General features: G+C 70.1%; 15 protein-coding genes and 1 pseudogene. 5 read left to right on the top strand and 11 right to left on the bottom strand.

What is annotated here, in order from left to right; all coding sequences use genetic code 11:
* From FREUN1FDRAFT_RS33040 to FREUN1FDRAFT_RS33030, 3 genes are all read right to left on the bottom strand, one after another.
* Positions 1-446, bottom strand: a 446-nt coding sequence (locus FREUN1FDRAFT_RS33040; protein WP_006544698.1) for an IclR family transcriptional regulator, incomplete at its 3' end; no start/stop codon positions are given.
* Between the two features lie 33 nt (positions 447-479).
* Positions 480-1,691: a cytochrome P450 gene (locus tag FREUN1FDRAFT_RS33035; protein ID WP_006544697.1), complete on the bottom strand. Its 1,212-nt coding sequence runs from the start codon at positions 1,689-1,691 to the stop codon at positions 480-482.
* Positions 1,692-1,718: 27 nt separating this feature from the next.
* Positions 1,719-2,681, bottom strand: a complete 963-nt coding sequence (locus tag FREUN1FDRAFT_RS33030; RefSeq protein WP_006544696.1) for a PDR/VanB family oxidoreductase — start codon at positions 2,679-2,681, stop codon at positions 1,719-1,721.
* Positions 2,682-3,104: 423 nt separating this feature from the next.
* Between FREUN1FDRAFT_RS33030 and FREUN1FDRAFT_RS33025 the strand changes: the two genes are divergently transcribed.
* Positions 3,105-4,193 (top strand): S-(hydroxymethyl)mycothiol dehydrogenase, encoded by a 1,089-nt coding sequence (locus FREUN1FDRAFT_RS33025; RefSeq protein ID WP_006544695.1) that lies wholly within the window; start codon positions 3,105-3,107, stop codon positions 4,191-4,193.
* On the top strand, positions 4,190-4,837 hold the full coding sequence (locus FREUN1FDRAFT_RS33020; RefSeq protein ID WP_006544694.1) for an MBL fold metallo-hydrolase: 648 nt from the start codon (positions 4,190-4,192) through the stop codon (positions 4,835-4,837). Before FREUN1FDRAFT_RS33025 ends, FREUN1FDRAFT_RS33020 begins: the two co-directional genes overlap by 4 nt.
* Positions 4,838-4,927: 90 nt before the next feature.
* Here FREUN1FDRAFT_RS33020 and FREUN1FDRAFT_RS33015 read toward each other — a convergent pair whose 3' ends face one another.
* From FREUN1FDRAFT_RS33015 to pcaH, 5 genes are read right to left on the bottom strand one after another with little or no spacing between them, the layout of a single operon-like run.
* On the bottom strand, positions 4,928-6,109 hold the full coding sequence (locus FREUN1FDRAFT_RS33015) for a thiolase family protein (RefSeq protein ID WP_006544693.1): 1,182 nt from the start codon (positions 6,107-6,109) through the stop codon (positions 4,928-4,930).
* The gene (gene pcaC, locus FREUN1FDRAFT_RS33010) at positions 6,106-7,284 is read right to left on the bottom strand and encodes a 4-carboxymuconolactone decarboxylase (protein ID WP_006544692.1); all 1,179 of its coding nucleotides are present in this window, start codon (positions 7,282-7,284) and stop codon (positions 6,106-6,108) included. Before pcaC ends, FREUN1FDRAFT_RS33015 begins: the two co-directional genes overlap by 4 nt.
* The gene (locus FREUN1FDRAFT_RS33005; RefSeq protein WP_006544691.1) at positions 7,281-8,543 is read right to left on the bottom strand and encodes a lyase family protein; all 1,263 of its coding nucleotides are present in this window, start codon (positions 8,541-8,543) and stop codon (positions 7,281-7,283) included. Before FREUN1FDRAFT_RS33005 ends, pcaC begins: the two co-directional genes overlap by 4 nt.
* Before the next feature lie 34 nt (positions 8,544-8,577).
* Entirely contained in the window at positions 8,578-9,129 is a 552-nt protein-coding gene (gene pcaG / locus FREUN1FDRAFT_RS33000) for a protocatechuate 3,4-dioxygenase subunit alpha (RefSeq protein WP_006544690.1), read from the bottom strand.
* Positions 9,126-9,908 (bottom strand): protocatechuate 3,4-dioxygenase subunit beta, encoded by a 783-nt coding sequence (gene pcaH, locus FREUN1FDRAFT_RS32995; RefSeq protein WP_006544689.1) that lies wholly within the window; start codon positions 9,906-9,908, stop codon positions 9,126-9,128. Before pcaH ends, pcaG begins: the two co-directional genes overlap by 4 nt.
* A 70-nt stretch (positions 9,909-9,978) precedes the next feature.
* On the opposite strand from pcaH, the gene FREUN1FDRAFT_RS32990 reads away from it, so the two are divergent.
* On the top strand, positions 9,979-10,737 hold the full coding sequence (locus FREUN1FDRAFT_RS32990; RefSeq protein WP_006544688.1) for an IclR family transcriptional regulator: 759 nt from the start codon (positions 9,979-9,981) through the stop codon (positions 10,735-10,737).
* Between the two features lie 137 nt (positions 10,738-10,874).
* Positions 10,875-12,050, top strand: coding sequence for a 4-hydroxybenzoate 3-monooxygenase (locus FREUN1FDRAFT_RS32985; RefSeq protein ID WP_035955906.1), 1,176 nt, complete (start codon positions 10,875-10,877; stop codon positions 12,048-12,050).
* A gap of 150 nt (positions 12,051-12,200) precedes the next feature.
* On the opposite strand, the gene FREUN1FDRAFT_RS32980 is transcribed toward FREUN1FDRAFT_RS32985, so the two are convergent.
* The 3 genes from FREUN1FDRAFT_RS32980 to FREUN1FDRAFT_RS32970 all read right to left on the bottom strand — a co-directional run bounded on the left by FREUN1FDRAFT_RS32980 (position 12,201) and on the right by FREUN1FDRAFT_RS32970 (position 16,799).
* Entirely contained in the window at positions 12,201-14,129 is a 1,929-nt protein-coding gene (locus FREUN1FDRAFT_RS32980) for a hypothetical protein (protein WP_006544686.1), read from the bottom strand.
* Positions 14,130-14,472: 343 nt separating this feature from the next.
* Positions 14,473-15,789: an ABC transporter permease gene (locus FREUN1FDRAFT_RS32975; RefSeq protein WP_157475697.1), complete on the bottom strand. Its 1,317-nt coding sequence runs from the start codon at positions 15,787-15,789 to the stop codon at positions 14,473-14,475.
* Positions 15,789-16,799 (bottom strand): ATP-binding cassette domain-containing protein, encoded by a 1,011-nt coding sequence (locus FREUN1FDRAFT_RS32970; RefSeq protein ID WP_006544684.1) that lies wholly within the window; start codon positions 16,797-16,799, stop codon positions 15,789-15,791. Before FREUN1FDRAFT_RS32970 ends, FREUN1FDRAFT_RS32975 begins: the two co-directional genes overlap by 1 nt.
* Before the next feature lie 29 nt (positions 16,800-16,828).
* Here FREUN1FDRAFT_RS32970 and FREUN1FDRAFT_RS47060 point away from each other — a divergent pair.
* Positions 16,829-17,029: pseudogene (locus tag FREUN1FDRAFT_RS47060) on the top strand (hypothetical protein); the annotation flags it as partial.

Here is a 17,029-nt window from a genome sequence, read left to right as displayed (position 1 = left end):
CGACCACCAACCCTGGTGATCACGGGCACCGAGCCGCGACCCGCCAGGCGTTCGACCCACACTGCCTCCAGCCCGTCCCGCACGACGAGCTGCACGTTCTCCGGGATCACTGCGAAGAGGTCCTCCATGAACGGCAGGGCGATCTCACGCAGCGCGAGCCCGCGCGGGGCGAGCGAACCGATCTCCCAGAGCCGCAGACCGACGTGGAAGGTTCCGTCCTGGTCGCGCTCCAGCAGTCCGCACTCGACGAGCTCTCCGACCAGCCGGTGGGTGGTCGTCAGCGGTATGCCGGTACGCCGGGACAGCTGGCTCAGCGTCAGCGCCGGCCGCTGCGGGGTGAAGGCGCTCAGCACCTGCACGGCGCGCCTGACTACGGGGCCGGTTTCGTTGCGCCCCTGCAGTCCCAGGTTCTCGCCTCCCCCGCGACGCCGCGTCCTGTCGGTCATGGTCGAAGCACTCACCGCGCCCATAGCAGGCGACTACGCGGCTTCGACGCGGACGGGAACACTGCTCCAGCCCTTCAACGTGTTGTTCAGCTTCGGCACGGGCGTACCGGTGAGCTCGATCCGGCGGGCCCTGCGCGCGAGCGCGGTCAGCACCAGCTCGACCTCGAGGCGGGCCAGCGGCTGGCCCACACACTGGTGTACCCCCATGCCGAACGCGACATGTCCCGAGGCCTTGCGGCGGATGTCGAGTCGGTTGGCGTCCTCGCCCCAGTGCCGAGGGTCACGGTTCGCCGAGCCGAGGAACAACAGGACCTTCGAGCCCTCGGGGATCACCGTTCCCGCGACGTCCACCTCGCGGGAGGTTGTGCGGAAGAAGGTCTGCACAGGGGACTCCCAGCGCAGCGCCTCGTCGAAGGCGAACCGGGCCAGCTTCGGGTCCGCGTGCAGCACGTCCCACTGGTCCGGATTGGACGCCAGCGAGTACAGCGTGTTCGCGATGCCGTAGACGGTGGTGTCGACGCCGGCGCTGAGCAGCGAACGCACGAGCAACGGAGCCTGCTCCGGGAGGAGATCCCCGCGGTCGGCTGCAGCCCAGATCTGCGCACCGAACCCGCCTGGGGCCAGCGCCTCGCGCTGGCAGCTCGCGGCGATCCATTCCTGCACCGCCGCCGCGCCCGCGAGCGCGGCGCGGCGCAGCTCGTTGTCCGGCCCGAACGCGTTGAAGGCGAGCGCCCCGTAGGGAAGCAGGTTCTCCCGCCCCGTCGCGGGGAGGCCGACGGCATCGGGGAAGACCTGCAGCGGGTAGACCTCGGCCAGGTCGGCGACGGCGTCGAACTCGCCGCGTTCCACCATGCGCTCGGCGATCTCCTCCGCGAGGACGGAGAAGCCCTCCCGCAACGCACGCACCGCGCGCGGGCTGACGATTCCGTTCATGACGTTCCGGGTGACCGTGTGGTTCGGCGGATCGGCTTCGAGCAGAAGACTCGGGGGCCGCCAGGGGGTCTCCCGGGCGAAGTCGGCCAACCCGGCGCCGCGGCCGGAGATGAAGGTCTCCCAGTCCCGAAGCGACGCGTGGACCTCGTCGAACCGTCCCATCGCATAAAGGTCGTAGTGCGCTAACCGCACCACCGGCCCCGCCTCACGCAACCGCTGGTGGAACTCGTACGGGTCAGTCAGGATCTCGGTGCTGAACGGGTCGTCAGGCAACGATGGGGTCGTCACCACGGGTGCCGCTTGCGATGTCACAGAAGGCTCCGGTGTGCAGAGTTCGGGTCAGAGATCGAGGACCAGCCGCGGGCCGGCTGCCCGGGAGACGCAGATGAGCATCGTGTTGTTCGCGGCCCGCTCCGCGTCGGTGAGCAAGCTGTCGCGATGGTCGGCCTCACCGGACAGGACCGCCGTCTCGCAGGTCCCGCAGGTGCCTTCCTGGCAGGACGACAGGACCTGGACACCGGCGGCCTCGAGCGCGTCGAGTATGGAGGTTCCCTCGGGAACGGTCAGCGTCACACCGCTCTGGGCCAGCTCGACCTCGAACGCGCCCTGCCGAACCGGCTCGCCCTGCTCCTTTGGTGCGAAGCGCTCGGTGCGCAGAGCCCCTTCCGGCCACCCGGCACAGCGCTGTTCAACCGCTCGCAGCAGGGACTCGGGCCCGCAGCAGTACACCAGTGTGTCCGGCCGCGGGTTCGCGAGCAGGCCGTCGAGGTCGATGGAGGCCGGCTGGTCCCGCGAGTACAACTCCACCCGGTCCGGGGAGATGGATTTCAGCTCCTCGTGGAATGCCATCGAGGCGAGGCTGCGCCCGCAGTAATGCAGCTCCCATTCGGCTCCGGCCGCCGCGACGGTGGTAATCATGGGAATGATCGGGGTGATACCGATCCCGCCAGCAATGAACAGGTAGCGCGGTGCCGAGTCGAGGAGGAAGTGGTTACGGGGGCCGCGGACGCTGATCAGGTCGTTCTCGTAAGCCGCCGTGTGCAGCTGCTCGGAGCCGCCGCGGCTGTCGGGTTCGCGCAGCACCGCGATCCGCCAGACCGATCGGTTGGACGGGTCACCGCACAGCGAGTACTGCCGCACGAGCCTGGGCCCGAGGACGAGGTCGATGTGGGCACCGGGCGTCCAGGCGGGCAGGTCGCCACCAAATGGATCACGAAGTTCGATCACGGCCACGCGATCCGCGGCGCTGACCCGCCTGCTCACCTTCAGCGTCAGGTCGGCTTCGGCTTGGGTGTGATCCACGGACGGCCCTCCGGAGGCTGGACGGATGGCGGCTTCGACGGCCGGTGCGCCACTTGGTTCAGTGAGGCCTCCATGTCAATCGACAGGGAGGTTCTCTGCCTTCACACCTTCTGATGTGGCCGCAGCAGTGGCGTCAGCGTGCCGTTCGTCATACCCACTGCGCTGGGGCTCTTCCGGATATCGGAAGAACTCGCTGCCATCCGGCTGCCGATCAGCGGCCGGGAGAGGCCAGACACGCCGGCGGTGTTGACGGCAGGCCGTTCCGGCACTGAAACTTGCTAATCGAACTTTAGTTCACCAAGCGAACCCTCTGCGGAGCGCCGTCGAGCCTCCGGAGGGGCCTCGGCTGCGCCGCGTGATCGACGGCCCACCCGCCTCGCGCCACGAATCTGACGACGAATCACACGACGAGAAGAGACACGCATGCCGCAGGAAGTCCGCGCCGTGGTGGCGCACGCGCAGGGTAAGCCCGTCGCAGTGGAGACGATTCTGGTTCCGGACCCAGGCCCGGGTGAGGCGGTGGTTCGGGTTCAGGCCTGCGGGGTCTGCCACACCGACCTGCACTACCGGGAAGGCGGGATCAACGACGAGTTCCCGTTCCTGCTCGGCCACGAGGCCGCCGGGATTGTCGAGTCGGTCGGTGTGGGCGTCACCGAGGTCGCGCCGGGTGACTTCGTGATCCTGAACTGGCGGGCGGTGTGCGGCCGCTGCCGGGCGTGCGCCAAGGGCAGGCCGCAGTACTGCTTCAACACCCACAACGCCACGCAGAAGATGACCCTGACTTCTGGTCGGGAACTCTCCCCCGCACTGGGCATCGGCGCCTTCGCGGAGAAGACACTGGTGGCCGCAGGCCAGTGCACCAAGGTCAGCCCGGCCGCGAAGCCCCAGGTCGCTGGCCTCCTCGGCTGCGGGGTCATGGCCGGGATCGGCGCCGCGGTCAACACCGGCGGCGTCGGCCGAGGCGACTCGGTCGCAGTCATCGGCTGTGGAGGCGTCGGCGACGCGGCGATCGCCGGAGCACGGCTCGCCGGCGCGGCGAGGATCATCGCGGTAGACCGCGACCCCCGCAAGCTCGACCTGGCCCTCGAGTTCGGCGCCACCCACCTCGTGAACGCCTCCGACACGGACCCGGTGGCTGCGATCCAGGGGTACACCGACGGTGTGGGCGCGGACGTCGTCATCGACGCCGTCGGGCGGCCCGAGACCTGGAAACAGGCCTTCTACGCACGCGACCTGGCCGGCACGGTCGTCCTGGTGGGCGTGCCCACGCCGGACATGAAGGCACCCGAGCTTCCGCTGCTCGACTACTTCGGCCGCGGCGGGGCACTCAAGTCGTCCTGGTACGGCGACTGCCTGCCGTCCCGTGACTTCCCGATGCTCATCGACCTGTACCTGCAGGGTCGTCTGCCGCTGGAGAAGTTCGTCTCCGAGGAGATCGGCATCGAGGACGTCGAGGCCGCCTTCGAAAAGATGCACCGCGGAGAGGTCCTGCGTTCCGTGGTGGTCCTGTGACCGCTGCGCGGGGCCCGGGCGAGCCGGTCGACCGGCTCGTCACCTCGGGCACGTTCTCACTGGACGGCGGCACATGGGAGGTCGACAACAACGTTTGGCTGATCGGTGACTCCCACGAGGTGCTGGTCATCGACCCCGCCCATGACCTGGAGGCGATCAGCACCGCCATCGGTAACCGCCGGGTCGTGGCCTTCGTCTGTACCCACGCCCACGACGACCACGTCAACCAGGCTCCGGCGCTGGCCGACCGGTTCGGGGCACCAATCCTGCTCAACCCGGACGAGATGCCGTTGTGGAGGATGGCCCACCCGGAGCGCCAACCAGACGGTTGGATCACCCACGGTCAGGTCCTGCATGCCGGTGGCCTCGACCTGAGGGCACTCGTCACCCCGGGGCACTCCCCCGGTTCGACCTCGTTCCATGCGCCCGAGCTGAATGTGCTGTTCAGCGGGGACACCCTGTTCCAGGGCGGCCCCGGCGCGACCGGGCGGTCGTTCTCGAGCTTCGAGACCATCATCGAGTCGATCCGCGACACGCTGCTGACCCTGCCCGGAGACACCCAGGTCTGGCCCGGCCACGGTGACTTCACCACGGTCAGCTCCGAGGCGCCGCACCTGGAGGAATGGATCGCCCGCGGCCACTGAAGCCCGGGCGCCGTATCCGCCCGCACTACACCTGTCCCGGGTTTCCGCCTGTCCCCCGGAAACCCGGGGACAGGCCAGCGGTACCCGGCCTTAGGCCGTCGTGGTGTTCTCCAGGACAACCGCGAGTCCCTGACCGACCCCGATACAGATCGCGGCGACGCCCCACCGTTCCCGGCGCTCGCGCAGCACCTTGGCCAGGGTGGCCAGCACCCGCCCACCGGAGGCCCCCAGCGGGTGGCCGATCGCGATCGCGCCGCCGCGGGCATTGACGATCCCCGGGTCGATCCCCCAGGCATCGACGCAGATCAACGACTGCACCGCGAACGCCTCGTTGAGCTCGACCGCGCCCACCTGGTCCCAGCCGATGCCGGCCCGCCGCAGTGCGATGGCCGCCGCCTCCACAGGCGCGTAGCCGAACGACTGGGGTTCCAGCGCATACGTGCCGCGGCCCGCGATCCGGGCGAGCGGTTCGAGTCCGATCGTGGCCGCGGCTTCCTCGGACCCGAGCAGAACCGCCGACGCGCCGTCGCTCAGCGGTGAGGCGTTGCCGGCCGTGATCGTCCCGTCGGGACGGAATGACGGACCCAGTCCTGCGAGCTTCTGCAGTGTCGAGTCCGCCCGGATGCCCTCGTCGCGGGTCAGGGGCACGCCCTCGACGGGAGCGACCAGGTCGTCGTAGAAGCCGGCGTCCCAGGCGGCGGCCGCGAGCCGGTGCGACCGCAGGGCGAACTCGTCCTGGCGCTCCCTGCCGACGCCGAACCGCTCGCCGAGCTGCTCGTTCGCCTCCCCCAAGGAGACCGTCCACTCCTTTGGCATCCGCGTGTTCACCAGGCGCCAGCCCAGCGTCGTGGAGACCGCGGTGACGTCGGCGGCAGGGAAGGCACGCTGTGGCTTGGGCAGGACCCATGGAGCACGGGTCATCGACTCGACGCCCCCGGCGAGAACGATGTCCGCGTCACCGGTGTCGATCAGGCGCGATCCCATCATCGCCGCGTCGAGCGACGAGCCGCAGAGCCGGTTGACAGTGGTGCCCGGCACACCGACCGGCAGCCCGGCGAGCAGGGCTGCCATTCGGCCGACGTTGCGGTTCTCCTCGCCGGCGCCATTCGCGTTGCCCCACACGACCTCGTCGATCACGCCCGGATCCAGCCTCGGGGCCTTCGCCAGTATCGCCCGGATCACCCCGGCGGCCAGATCGTCCGGACGCACCGCCGCGAACGCCCCGTTGAAGCGGGCGAAGGGCGTGCGGACGGCCGCGTACACGAAGGTCATCGCGTCGTGTCCTCGGCGATGATGCCCGCGGCGACACGGAAGGCCGTGTTGGCGTCGGGTACTCCGCAGTAGATCGCGCTCTGCAGGATGACCTCCTTGATCTCTTCGGTGGTGAGGCCGTTACGCAGTGCCGCGCGGACATGCATCGCGAGCTCCTCGTGATGGCCACGGGCGATGAGCGCGGTGAGCGTGATCATTGAACGGCTGCGGCGGTCGAGCCCGGGGCGGGTCCAGATCGTGCCCCACGCGTAGGTGGTGATGAGCTCCTGGAACTCGGCGGTGAAGTCGGTGATGGCTGCCGTCGCACGGTCGACATGGGTGTCGCCGAGCACCTCGCGGCGCACCACCATGCCGGCGTCGTAGATCTCCCGCACCGTGGCGGGCGCGGGCGCGGCGAGGAAGTCCCGCATCAGGTCGGCGACCCGCGCCGGAGCCTCCGCGGGCGCCTGGTGCGCCACGTCGCCGAGAACCTCCAGGCGCCCGCCGGGCACTTGGGAAGCGATCTGCCGCAGGCTCTCAGGCGGGGTGGCGGCGTCCGCGGCCCCGGCGATCGCCAGTAGCGGCGCACCGATGCCGGCCAGGCGTTCCCGGACGTCGAACCCGGCGAGGGCCTCGCATGCCTGCGCGTAGCCCTCGGAGTCGGTGTGCCGCAGGGCGTCCAGCAGCGTGCTGGCGGTCGCCGGCTCACGCTCGACGAATCCGGGGGCGAACCAGCGCTGCGCGGAGGCGGTGACCACCGCCTCCATCCCCCCGCCACGGACGGCGGCGGCCCGCTCCCGCCAGGACGCAGGCTCGCCGATCCTCGCTCCCGTGCAGACCAGCACCGCCCGGTCGACGGCGGTCGGGGCGTCCAGCAGCAGCTGCAGGCCGACGGCGCCGCCCAGCGAACTGCCGGCGTAGCGGAAGCTCAGCTCGTCATCCCCCCGGACGGCAGCGACCTCGGCCGCGCACTCCAGAGCCCCCGAGGCGAGGTCGGCGATGCTGAACGGCTCGCCGACGGGGCAGCCGCCGTGCCCCGGCAGGTCCCAGCCGACAACGTGGAACCGGTCCCCCAGCCGCTTCGCCACCGCGGACCACAGGGTCTTCGCGGACGTGCCCAGGGACGGCCCGACGACAAGGAGCGGCAGGCCGGGACGGCCCGCGAGCTCGACAGTCCGCAGGCGGGGAATGGTCACTGGCTGGCCTCCAGGTAGTCGCGTGCACGTGTCAGGACGTCCGCGACGAGGATGTCGGTGATACCCAGGTAGGTGTCCGCGGCCGAGGTGGCATCCAGGGTGGCGTGCGATTCCCGGAACGGTTCGGTCGTGGCGAAGGCTGCGATCGAGCGCCGCTCCGCGGTGAGGTCCGCCCAGGCCCCCTCGGCCGTGGCGCGCATCCGGGCGGTGTCGACCCACAGGCCCGCGAGCAGCTCGGAGGTCTGGCTCGCCGCGACGACGGTACGCCGGGCCAGATCCCGTAGCGTCGCCCACTCGGTGTGCCACGCTCCGTCCGGCCGTTCGTCGCCGGCGAGCGCGGCGGCTGTGTGCAGTGTCGCCACCAGCCCGGGCGCGGTCAGTGCCGCCCGGCGGATCAGCAGCGACAGCACCGGGTTCCGCTTCTGCGGCATGGTCGAGGAGCCTCCCCGCCCCGGTGCCTCCGGCTCGGCCAGCTCCGCGATCTCTGAGCGGGACAGGGTGGCCACGTCGGTGGCGACACGTCCCCACGCCCCGGTGCACGCCACGAGCGCGTCGGCGAGGGCGACGATCGCGGACCGCGTGGTGTGCCAGGGGTGTGCCGGCCGCAGGCCGAGTGTCTCCGCGGCATCGGCCACGATTCCGGTCACCACCGCGGTGGGGTCTCCGAGGCCGCGGAGCCGCGCCAGCTCAACGGCAGCCGACAGCGTCCCGGCCGCACCGCCGAACTGGACCGGCAGTCGCGCCCGGCTGACCGTGTCGGCGGCGTCCAGCACCCCGGTCAGCCAGCCCGCGGCCTTCGCCCCGAACGTCGTAGGGACGGCGTGCTGGGTCAGCGTGCGCGCCGCCATCAGCGTGTCCTGATGCCCATCCACCAAGGCGACGAGCGTGCCGACCTGCGCGCGCAGCTCGACCCGCACCCGAACCAGGACGTCACGCAGCATCAGCACCAGACCGGTGTCCATGACGTCCTGGCTGGTGAGGCCACGGTGCACCCAGCCGGCCCCGGGCCCCGTGGCCCGCGTACGCCACAACGCCACCAGCGCCGGAACCGGGTTGCCTGTGCCTTCGGCGGCGCGTGCCACCCGCGCTGTGTCGTCGGGGCCGACGAGCCCGATCAGATCGGCCGTGGCCGGCGCGACACCGGCCCGCGCGAGCGCGTCGAGCCAGGCCTGCTCCACTCGTGTCATCGCGACCAGCCAGGACGCGTCGGTGAACAGGTCGGCCGCACGTTCGTCACCCGGCCAGAAAAGATCACTCATACGGCGCCGGCCCGGCGGGGCGAGGCGGGAACCATCACCGCGCCGCGAAGTCCAGGAACACGGTCTCGTCCGCGCCCTGCAGGCGGATGTCGAATACGTAGCCGCGTTCGCCTCGCGTCGCGATCAGAGTCCGGCGCCGTTCAGCGGGCAACGTGGACAGCAGTGGATCGCCGTCCAAAGCTGCGGCGTCATCTGGCAGGTAGGCCCGCGTGAAGAGTCGGTCCAGCAGGCCACGGGCGAAGACCGTGACCGCGATGAATGACGCGCTGCCGGGCCTGGTCGGTCCCGGCAGCAGGGTGCTGAACACGTACCGGCCGTCCCGGCTCGTCGCCGTCCGGCCGAAGCCGGTGAAGGTCCACCCGTCGCGGCGCAGAGAGCCCTGCTGGCGAGGAGGCCTGCCGTCGGGGCCCGCCTGCCAGATCTCCACGAGCGCGTCCTGCAGCCCGTTACCGGCCCCGTCGAGCACCCGTCCTGACAGCTCGACGGCTCCGGTACTTCCCGGCGGTACGAGATCGTTGTCGCCGGCGTAGGCGAGGCCGTAGTGGAAGAACGGCCCGACGGTCTGCCCCGGTGTCGGGGTCGTCATGGGGTCTCCTCGGTGTTCAGGGGCGTCCGGCGGCCCCCGCCCAGGACGATGTCCCAGCGGTAGCCGGTGGCCCACTCGTGGCTGGTCAGGTCATGGTCGTAGGCCGCGACAAGCCGTTCCCGGGCCTTGGCGTCGGTGATGGACTGGAAGATCGGGTCCAACCGGAACAGCGGGTCCCCCGGGAAGTACATCTGGGTGACCAGCCGCTGACTGAACTCGGTGCCGAACAGCGAGAAGTGGATGTGGGCCGGGCGCCAGGCGTTGCGGTGATTGCGCCACGGGTAGGGGCCGGGCTTGATCGTCTGGAAGCGGTACTGGCCGTCGCCGTCGGTCAGGCAACGTCCCGCACCGGTGAAGTTCGGGTCGAGCGGCGCCGGGTGCTGATCGCGCAGGTGCACGTAACGACCCGCGGCGTTTGCTTGCCAGATCTCCACGAGCTGCCCGCGGACCGGCCGGCCAGCACTGTCGGTGATCCGGCCCGCCACGATGATGCGCTCGCCGATCGGCTCGCCTGCGTGGCCGATCGTGAGGTCGGCGTCCAGCGGGTCGACGTCGCGGGCGCCAAAGCAGGGAGCCCAGAGCTCGATCGTTTCGGGATCGACGGTACGCGGCGCTCGGTGAGGATGGCGCAGGCGGCTGCTACGGTACGGCGGGTAGTCCAGACGGGGCTGGTTCTCCTCGGCGCCCGCGTGCTGGCTGTCGGCCTCGATGGCCACGATCTCAGCACTGATCGCGGACTGCGGTTCCAGCCCAAGGGCCGGCGCGGGAGAGCTGCTCATGAGTCGGCAGCGTAGGACCGGTGACCGTCGAGGCGAACGCAGCCTTTCCGCTCAGTGGAAGAATTGGTCCATGGCAGGAAACACCGGCACCCCGGGCGCGACGGTCACCGGGCGGATCATCGCCATCCTCACCAGCTTCGACGAGCACCACCCGCGCCTACCGCTGTCGGAGATCGCGCGGCGGGCGGGTCTGGCACCTGCCACCGCGCACCGACTCGTCGCCGAACTCGTGCGCCATGGCGCGCTGGCCCGCGCCGGCGGCGACTACGTCATCGGCCGCCGGCTGTGGGACATCGGCCTGCTGGCCCCGATCCAGTCGACGCTGCGCGAGGCCGCCTCACCGTTCCTGCACGACATCTTCGCCGCCACACGTGCCACGGTGCACCTCGCGGTCCGCGACGGTCACCAGGTGCTGTACGTCGAGCGGATGTCCGGCGTCGCCTCGGTCCCGGTCATCAGCAGCGTCGGTTCGACACTGCCGATGCACACGACCGGCGTCGGCAAGGTGCTGCTCGCACACGCGCCCGAGGAGGTCCGCCGGCGGGTCCTCGGGTCACTGGCCCGGGTCACCCCGTACACGATCACACAGCCGGGACTGCTGCTCGACCAGCTGGAGCGGGTCCGCCGCGAGGGCTGGGCCACCACGGTCGAGGAGATGTCGCTCGGCGCCTGCTCGGTCGCCGTACCCGTCCGCCTTCAGGGCGAGGTGGCCGCGGCGATCGGTGTCGTCGTGCCCAGCCTCCGGCGTGACCGCGGCCGGCTCACCGCAGCACTGGAGGTAGCCGCGCAGGGGATCGCCCGGCAGCTGGGCACCAGTCGACCGCGCTGAGCCGGCGGGTGCAGGGCACGGCATGACCTGCCGGCCCGCGGGCGGTCAGGCGGCCAGTTACCCATGTTTCCGCTCAGTGGGAAGCCGCGGCACCGGGGGTGCCCCAACTGCCGTGGAATTGGGCCATGGCACAGACCATCCGCACCGACGTCGCCATCATCGGGGCAGGCCCCGCCGGCCTCCTGCTCGCGCACCTGCTCGCGGCCGACGGTGTGGAGTCCGTCGTCGTGGAGGCACGGTCCGCCGAGTACGTGGCCGCGCGCATCCGCGCCGGCATCCTGGAGCACTCGACGGTCGATCTGCTGCGCCAGGTCGGCCTGGCGACCCGCCTGCAGGCCGAGGGCGACGAGCATCGCGGTATCTACCTGCAATGGCCGCACGAGCGGCACCACATCGACTTCGTCGACCTCGTCGGCCGCAGCGTCTGGGTCTACGGACAGACCGAGGTACAGAAAGATCTCATGGCAGCGCACGCGGCCACCGGCCAGCAGATCCACTATGAGGCGTCCGACGTCGCCCTGCATGACATCGGGTCGACCTCGCCGTCGGTGACCTTCCGCGGCTCCGACGGCCGGGCCCACCGCGTCGAGGCGATCGCCGTCGCCGGCTGCGACGGCTCGCACGGCCCCAGCCGCACGGCCGCCCCGAGCGCCGGCAGGCAGACCTGGGAGCGTGCCTACCCCTACTCGTGGCTGGGGGTTCTCGCCGACGTCGCACCATCGACCGACGAGCTCATCTATGCCTGGCATTCCGATGGCTTCGCCATGCACTCGATGCGCTCGGCCACCGTCAGCCGGCTCTACCTGCAGGTGCCGGGTGGGACGTCGGTCGACCAGTGGAGCGACGACCGGATCTGGGACGCGCTGGCCACCCGGCTCGGGCATGGTCAGGGAGGTTGGAGGCTGACACCCGGTCCGATCACCAGCAGGAGCGTGCTACCGATGCGCTCCCGCGTGCAGGCACCGATGCGTCTCGGGCGGCTGTTCCTGGCCGGGGACGCCGCACATATCGTCCCCCCGACCGGAGCGAAGGGGCTCAATCTCGCCGTCTCCGATGTCGCGCTGCTGGCCCCCGCACTGGTCGCTCTGGTCCGCCATGGCAACGGAACTCTCGCCGACGCGTACTCCGAGACAGCCCTGCGCCGGGTCTGGCGCGCCACCCATTTCTCCTGGTGGATGACCACCATGCTGCACATCGGCACCGACCCGTTCGACGCACAGCTGCAGCTCTCCCAGCTGCGGTGGGTCGCCGGCAGCGCGGCCGGCGCGACCGGACTCGCTGAGAACTACGCGGGCCTGCCCATCCGGTACTGATCCAACGCGAAAGATGCCTGCCTGGGCGAGCAGTGCTCTCGTGGCTCGCCCAGGCAGGCTCGACGGGACGGTCAGGCCGGGGGAAAGATCACCGGGGCCGGGATCGTGGATGCCGCGCCCCGGCCGGGCCCGTTCCCGGCACCGTCGTCCCTATGCGGTAGGAAAAGCCGTCAGCCGCGTCATCGCCGTCAGGCCGGCAACCTGAGAGCCGGGGGACGCGGCGTCGACCGCGGCCCCGGTGCTGTTGATGACGTGACGGATACCGCCATCGCCGAGGATCACGGTCGACGTCATCGACTCGAACGCCACCCGCCGCGACGTCGGCGCCTCGATGGCGCTGGACACGTGCACGTTCGCACCAGCCTGGAAGAACGTATAGACGGCCAGCCCGATCGCATCATGGTCGGTGACACCCGGCGAGACGAGGTATGACGCGTACCCCTCCTTGGAGCCGTTCATGTACGCGGCCTGGCTCGGCGGGTCGTAGGGCATCTCGCTCTGGTAGAAGATCGTGGTCCCACGATCACCGTTCCAGACCACCTGGTTCTTCTGGTAATGCTCGACGAAGAGACCCAGCGCGGTAACTCCGTCGCCGTTGACCACCAGGCCGTGGTCCGCGACATTGGCGGCCCAGCCGACACCCGTGCCGTGATCGGCACGCCACAACCAGCTGTGGTCCAGGATGACGTAGTTGTTGTTGACCTCGACGCTCGTCGTCGCCTTGCCGGCATGCGGACCGCCGACACGGACGAAGACGTCGCTCAGTGTGGTCGGATTGCGCGGGTCTCCGACGCTGCTACCCGGCTTGCCAACCTGGACGAGCACGTTGGAGTTGACCGCCCCCGCGTCGACGGTGAGCCCGCTCACGACCACGCCGTCGACGTTGCCGATCTCGAGCGCCGCCCTGCCCGTCATCGGCGCGAGCGTCGCGTACCCAAGGCCCATGACGACGGTGTCCTTGCGGGTGACCTGCAGCGGCGCGTCGAGGTTGTAGACGCCCGGTGTCAGGATCAGGTTCTTGCCGCTCTGCAGCCGCGCGTTGATGGTCGCCGCGGTGTCCGACGGCTTCGCGATGTAGAACGTGTCGATAGCGAGCTGGCGGCCGTTCGCCGTGCTCGTCGACCAGTTGACTCCCGCAGTGTCCTGCTTCGCGGCCGGCACGAAGACGCGGAACTGGCCTCCGTTCACGTACAGGAACGGAGCGTCCCGCGAGACGGGTGTCGTCGCGAGGTTCGTCTTGTCGCCCGGAGAGAAGTCGGTCACGGGCGCGCCCGTGACACCGGAGTAGACGATGTTCACCGCGCGGCCGTCCCACGAGCCGATCTGGCTGTCACGGGTGTACCAGTGCGCCTGCGCCTTCTCGACAAAACCGTCACCGGAGACGACCTGGCCGCTCACCTTGCTGTTCGCGACGTAGGTACCGAACGCGTATGCGCCGTAGCGACCGGTGAGGTCGAGGTTGCCGAGGACGTTGACCCGGCGCAGCGGCGCGGCCTGGGAGACCGCCCATCGCAGGGTGTGCGGATCCTCGATGCCTTCCGGGTACACACGAGTCGCGTCCGCGCCGACAGGGCGCTGGATCGGGTTGATGCTCAGGTTCGACATCGACCGCCAGAACTGCGTCAGTGAGTTCGAGTAGAGGGTGCCGTCAGTCGGGTTTCCGTACGGGTTTCCCTGTACCGGCTCGACGTGCAGCGCACCGTTGATGACGACGTCATTCGGTGACGAGCCGAGCCCCTGGATCGAGGTGTAGTAGCCAACCTCGGAGTTGACGATTCCGGTCGCCGTGGACGGGTTGTTCGCGCCGGCCGCACTGCCGTAGGTACCAGGCATGAAGAACACAGCGCGCCGGTTGGCGCTGAACTCGGCCTCGGTGGAATAGCTTTGTAATGTCGAGTTGATGACGTCGACAGGGGTTGTCGGATCGAAGATCGTTACATTCGGTCCGAAGTCCGGTGTCGTCGTGGCCGATGCGGCGGAGGCCCCGATCACGGGCGTCACGACGGGCCCGACGGCGAGAACGAGCGCTCCCGTGATCCCTGTCAGTGCCCAGCCGAGAGCCACGCGTTTTCTGCTCATGAACGCATTTCCTTTCTTGCGGGTGGATGGTGGCGATGTCGACGGCGGGGACAGGCGCCGCGATACTCCGGTGCCGGCGGCGGGCCGCCGAACACATCCCGCAGGACGCATTTAATTCGCGACATCACAAAATATACACGTTATTCGCGACATGTCGAAACACATCCGTGTACACCCATAAAATGGCATCGCTAAAACACGCCCTCGCCAGGAATTTGCTGGCGGGCGCGGGTGTCAGTGCACCGGGATCCGTCTGGGTGGAGCTCCGCGCCGGCCGTCGCGGTCACCGGGTGGCGGGAGGGCACCGCCACCGCGCCGACCGGCGCGGAGTCATCAGTGCCGCTCAGTCGGCCTTTCCGGACCGACGGCGCAGGTAGGTGGAAAGACCGACGGCGACGGCGAGAGCACCGCCGTTGAAGACCGGGTTGACCCAGTCGGACGTCCCGGCCAGTGTCAGGCCGCTGACGCTGACCGCGACCAGTGCAACACCGAAGACGGTGCCGAACACGTTGAACCGGCCAGGACGAATGGCGGTCGCCCCGAGGAACACCGCGGCCAGCGCGGGGAACAGCATGGTGGTGCCGTTGTCCGCGGTTGCTCCGGCGGTGCGGGCTGTCAGCACGACACCGGCGATGCCGGCGACCAGGCCTGCGCCGGCGAACGCCAGCAGCGGATACCCACGGGTGCTGATACCCACCAGGCGCGCAGCCCGCGGATTCTCGCCAATCGCATACAGCGAACGCCCGTACGGCGTCTGCCCGAGCACATACCACAGCGCGGCCGCGACGAGCGCGACGAGAAAGACCGGCCGGGGTATGCCGAGCCAGGTCGTCGAACCGAAGTCGATGAGAGCTGTCGAGATGTTGTTGCTGATGGACTGACCATGCGCGTACCACTGGATGAACCCGCCGAGCACGGTGGCGGTGGCCAGGGTCGACACAAACGCGTTCATCTTCAGCCAGGCGACGGCGACACCGTTCACCAGACCGATTCCGAGACCGGCCGCGAGCGCCACGACGACGGCGAGCGCCAGCGGCGCGTGATTGTTCTGCATGAGACCGGCGCAAAGCACTGAGGCGGTGGCGGCACTGGCCCCGACGGAGAAGTCGAAATGACCGGCGACGAGCGGGATGAGCGCGGCCAGCGCCAGCAGCAGCGTCACCGCCTGGTTAGCGGCGAGGATCCGCAGGTTCGCCGCCGTCGGGAACGTCTCGGAACTCGCGGGCAGGAAGCAGAAGAACAGCGCGACGGCCACGAGAAGCCCGACCAGCGCGTACCGTTCGGCGGCAAGCACGATCACGTGGCTGACGCCCGGCCGCGCCGTGGGCGTCGCCGCCGTGCTCTTCGCCGCTTCCCTGTCCGTTTCTTCCAGGCCTGACCGCTCCGACGTCGAAGCCGACGGCTCCTCCTCCGGCGTATCGTCCTCCGGCGCCTCCGCGCCCGTCGCCGCTACGACCGCCGGATCTGCAACCAGCGCTTGCGCGTCCCCCGATTCCGTGACCTCCGATTCCATATCGGCTGAATCGGCAACCGGCTCCGTGACCGCCGGGTCCGCGGCGGCGGGCGACCCGTCGGCCGGTCGGTCGGCGAGCTTCGGGCCTGCCGCCGTGGCGCCGTCGGCGGGCACGGTGATGCCGCCGCCCTTGTCGTTGCTCGTCATCACGAGGTCGTTTCCTTTTGCGTGAGCGCGGTCAGGAGGTCGGCGGAGAGCTCCTCGGCGGGAACGGTCACCGCCGCGCGGCCCGCCCGCAGGACGACAACGCGGTCACACAGCCGCGCGAGCTCGTCGAAGTCCGATGAGGCGACGAGAACGGCGCAGCCGGCAGCCGCGCTGTCTCGGACGGCGCGGTAGATGTCGGCGCGGGCGACGACGTCGACGCCCTGGGTCGGCTCATCCAGCAGGAGCAGTGACGGTGTGCGGCGCAACCAGCGCGCGAGCACGACCTTCTGCTGGTTGCCGCCGGACAGGGCCGCGAGCGGTGTCTCCACTGAAGGGGTCCGGACCCGGAAGGCGGACGCCAGCTCGCGGGTGTCGCGTCGTTCCCGACCGGCCCGCATCCAGCCGCGGTAATAGTTCCTCAGGACCGACAGCGAAGCGTTCTCGCGGACGGTCATTCCGGTCAGCGCTGCGTCCCCCAGCCTGTCCTGGGGCACCAGCGCCACACCACGTTTCATCATCGCGCGGGTCGGCAGGCCCGTGACGTCCTCACCGGCCAGGCGGACTCGGCCGGCCACCGGCTGGCGCAGTCCGAAGACTGCGCCAAGGGTGGTCGAGCGGCCCGAGCCGAGCAACCCAGCGATGCCGACAACCTCGCCGGGCGCGACCGCCAGTTCCAGCCCGACAAGCGGGCCAACGGCCAGGTCACTGATGGCCAGGACCGGATCCCGATCCCCCGCCTCGTCCGGTATCGCCGCGGAAGCGGACGCGGTGGCCGAAGCGGAACCCACCGAGGCGGTGTTCGCCGATCGTGCCTGCTGGGACGGGACCCGCTGGCCGGCCATGGCCGTCACCAGGTCCTCCTCAGTCGGGCTCGCCGCGACCAGGCTTCGCGCCAGGCGGCCGTCGCGGAAGACCGTGAAGTCGTCGGCGACGTCGAGCACCTCGCGCATGCGGTGACTGACCAGAACAATGGTCTGCCCTGCCGCCGCACGCTGGCGCAGCGCGACCATCAGGGCACGCGACTCGGCGTCCGGCAGGCTTGCTGTCGGCTCATCGAGCCCAGGGCGCCAGGGCGGGCACGGCGCTTCCGCTCGTCGTCAACCTGCACGACCGCGACCAGTCCGTGGACCAACTGGAGCAGTACACCGGGATGGCTGACGCGGGGACCAGATCGGGCTATGCGGTCGTCACCCCGGTCGGCGTGTCCGCCCGGTGGAACCTCACCCGCTCGGCCGAGGCC

Source organism: Parafrankia sp. EUN1f (assembly GCF_000177675.1).
Taxonomy (GTDB): domain Bacteria; phylum Actinomycetota; class Actinomycetes; order Frankiales; family Frankiaceae; genus Parafrankia.
Note: the sequence above shows the minus strand (reverse complement) of the source record. Positions and strands in the feature narration are given on the sequence as shown.

Bases quoted from the DNA above. Each gene is read 5' to 3' on its own strand.
- FREUN1FDRAFT_RS33025 (WP_006544695.1), top strand. From the start codon at position 3,105: ATGCCGCAGGAAGTCCGCGCCGTGGTGGCGCACGCGCAGGGTAAGCCC.
- FREUN1FDRAFT_RS32980 (WP_006544686.1), bottom strand. From the start codon at position 14,129: ATGAGCAGAAAACGCGTGGCTCTCGGCTGGGCACTGACAGGGATCACG.
- pcaH (WP_006544689.1), bottom strand. From the start codon at position 9,908: ATGAGCAGCTCTCCCGCGCCGGCCCTTGGGCTGGAACCGCAGTCCGCG.
- FREUN1FDRAFT_RS33015 (WP_006544693.1), bottom strand. From the start codon at position 6,109: ATGACCTTCGTGTACGCGGCCGTCCGCACGCCCTTCGCCCGCTTCAAC.
- FREUN1FDRAFT_RS33005 (WP_006544691.1), bottom strand. From the start codon at position 8,543: ATGAGTGATCTTTTCTGGCCGGGTGACGAACGTGCGGCCGACCTGTTC.
- FREUN1FDRAFT_RS32990 (WP_006544688.1), top strand. From the start codon at position 9,979: ATGGCAGGAAACACCGGCACCCCGGGCGCGACGGTCACCGGGCGGATC.
- FREUN1FDRAFT_RS32975 (WP_157475697.1), bottom strand. From the start codon at position 15,789: ATGACGAGCAACGACAAGGGCGGCGGCATCACCGTGCCCGCCGACGGC.
- pcaG (WP_006544690.1), bottom strand. From the start codon at position 9,129: ATGACGACCCCGACACCGGGGCAGACCGTCGGGCCGTTCTTCCACTAC.
- FREUN1FDRAFT_RS32970 (WP_006544684.1), bottom strand. From the start codon at position 16,799: ATGGTCGCGCTGCGCCAGCGTGCGGCGGCAGGGCAGACCATTGTTCTG.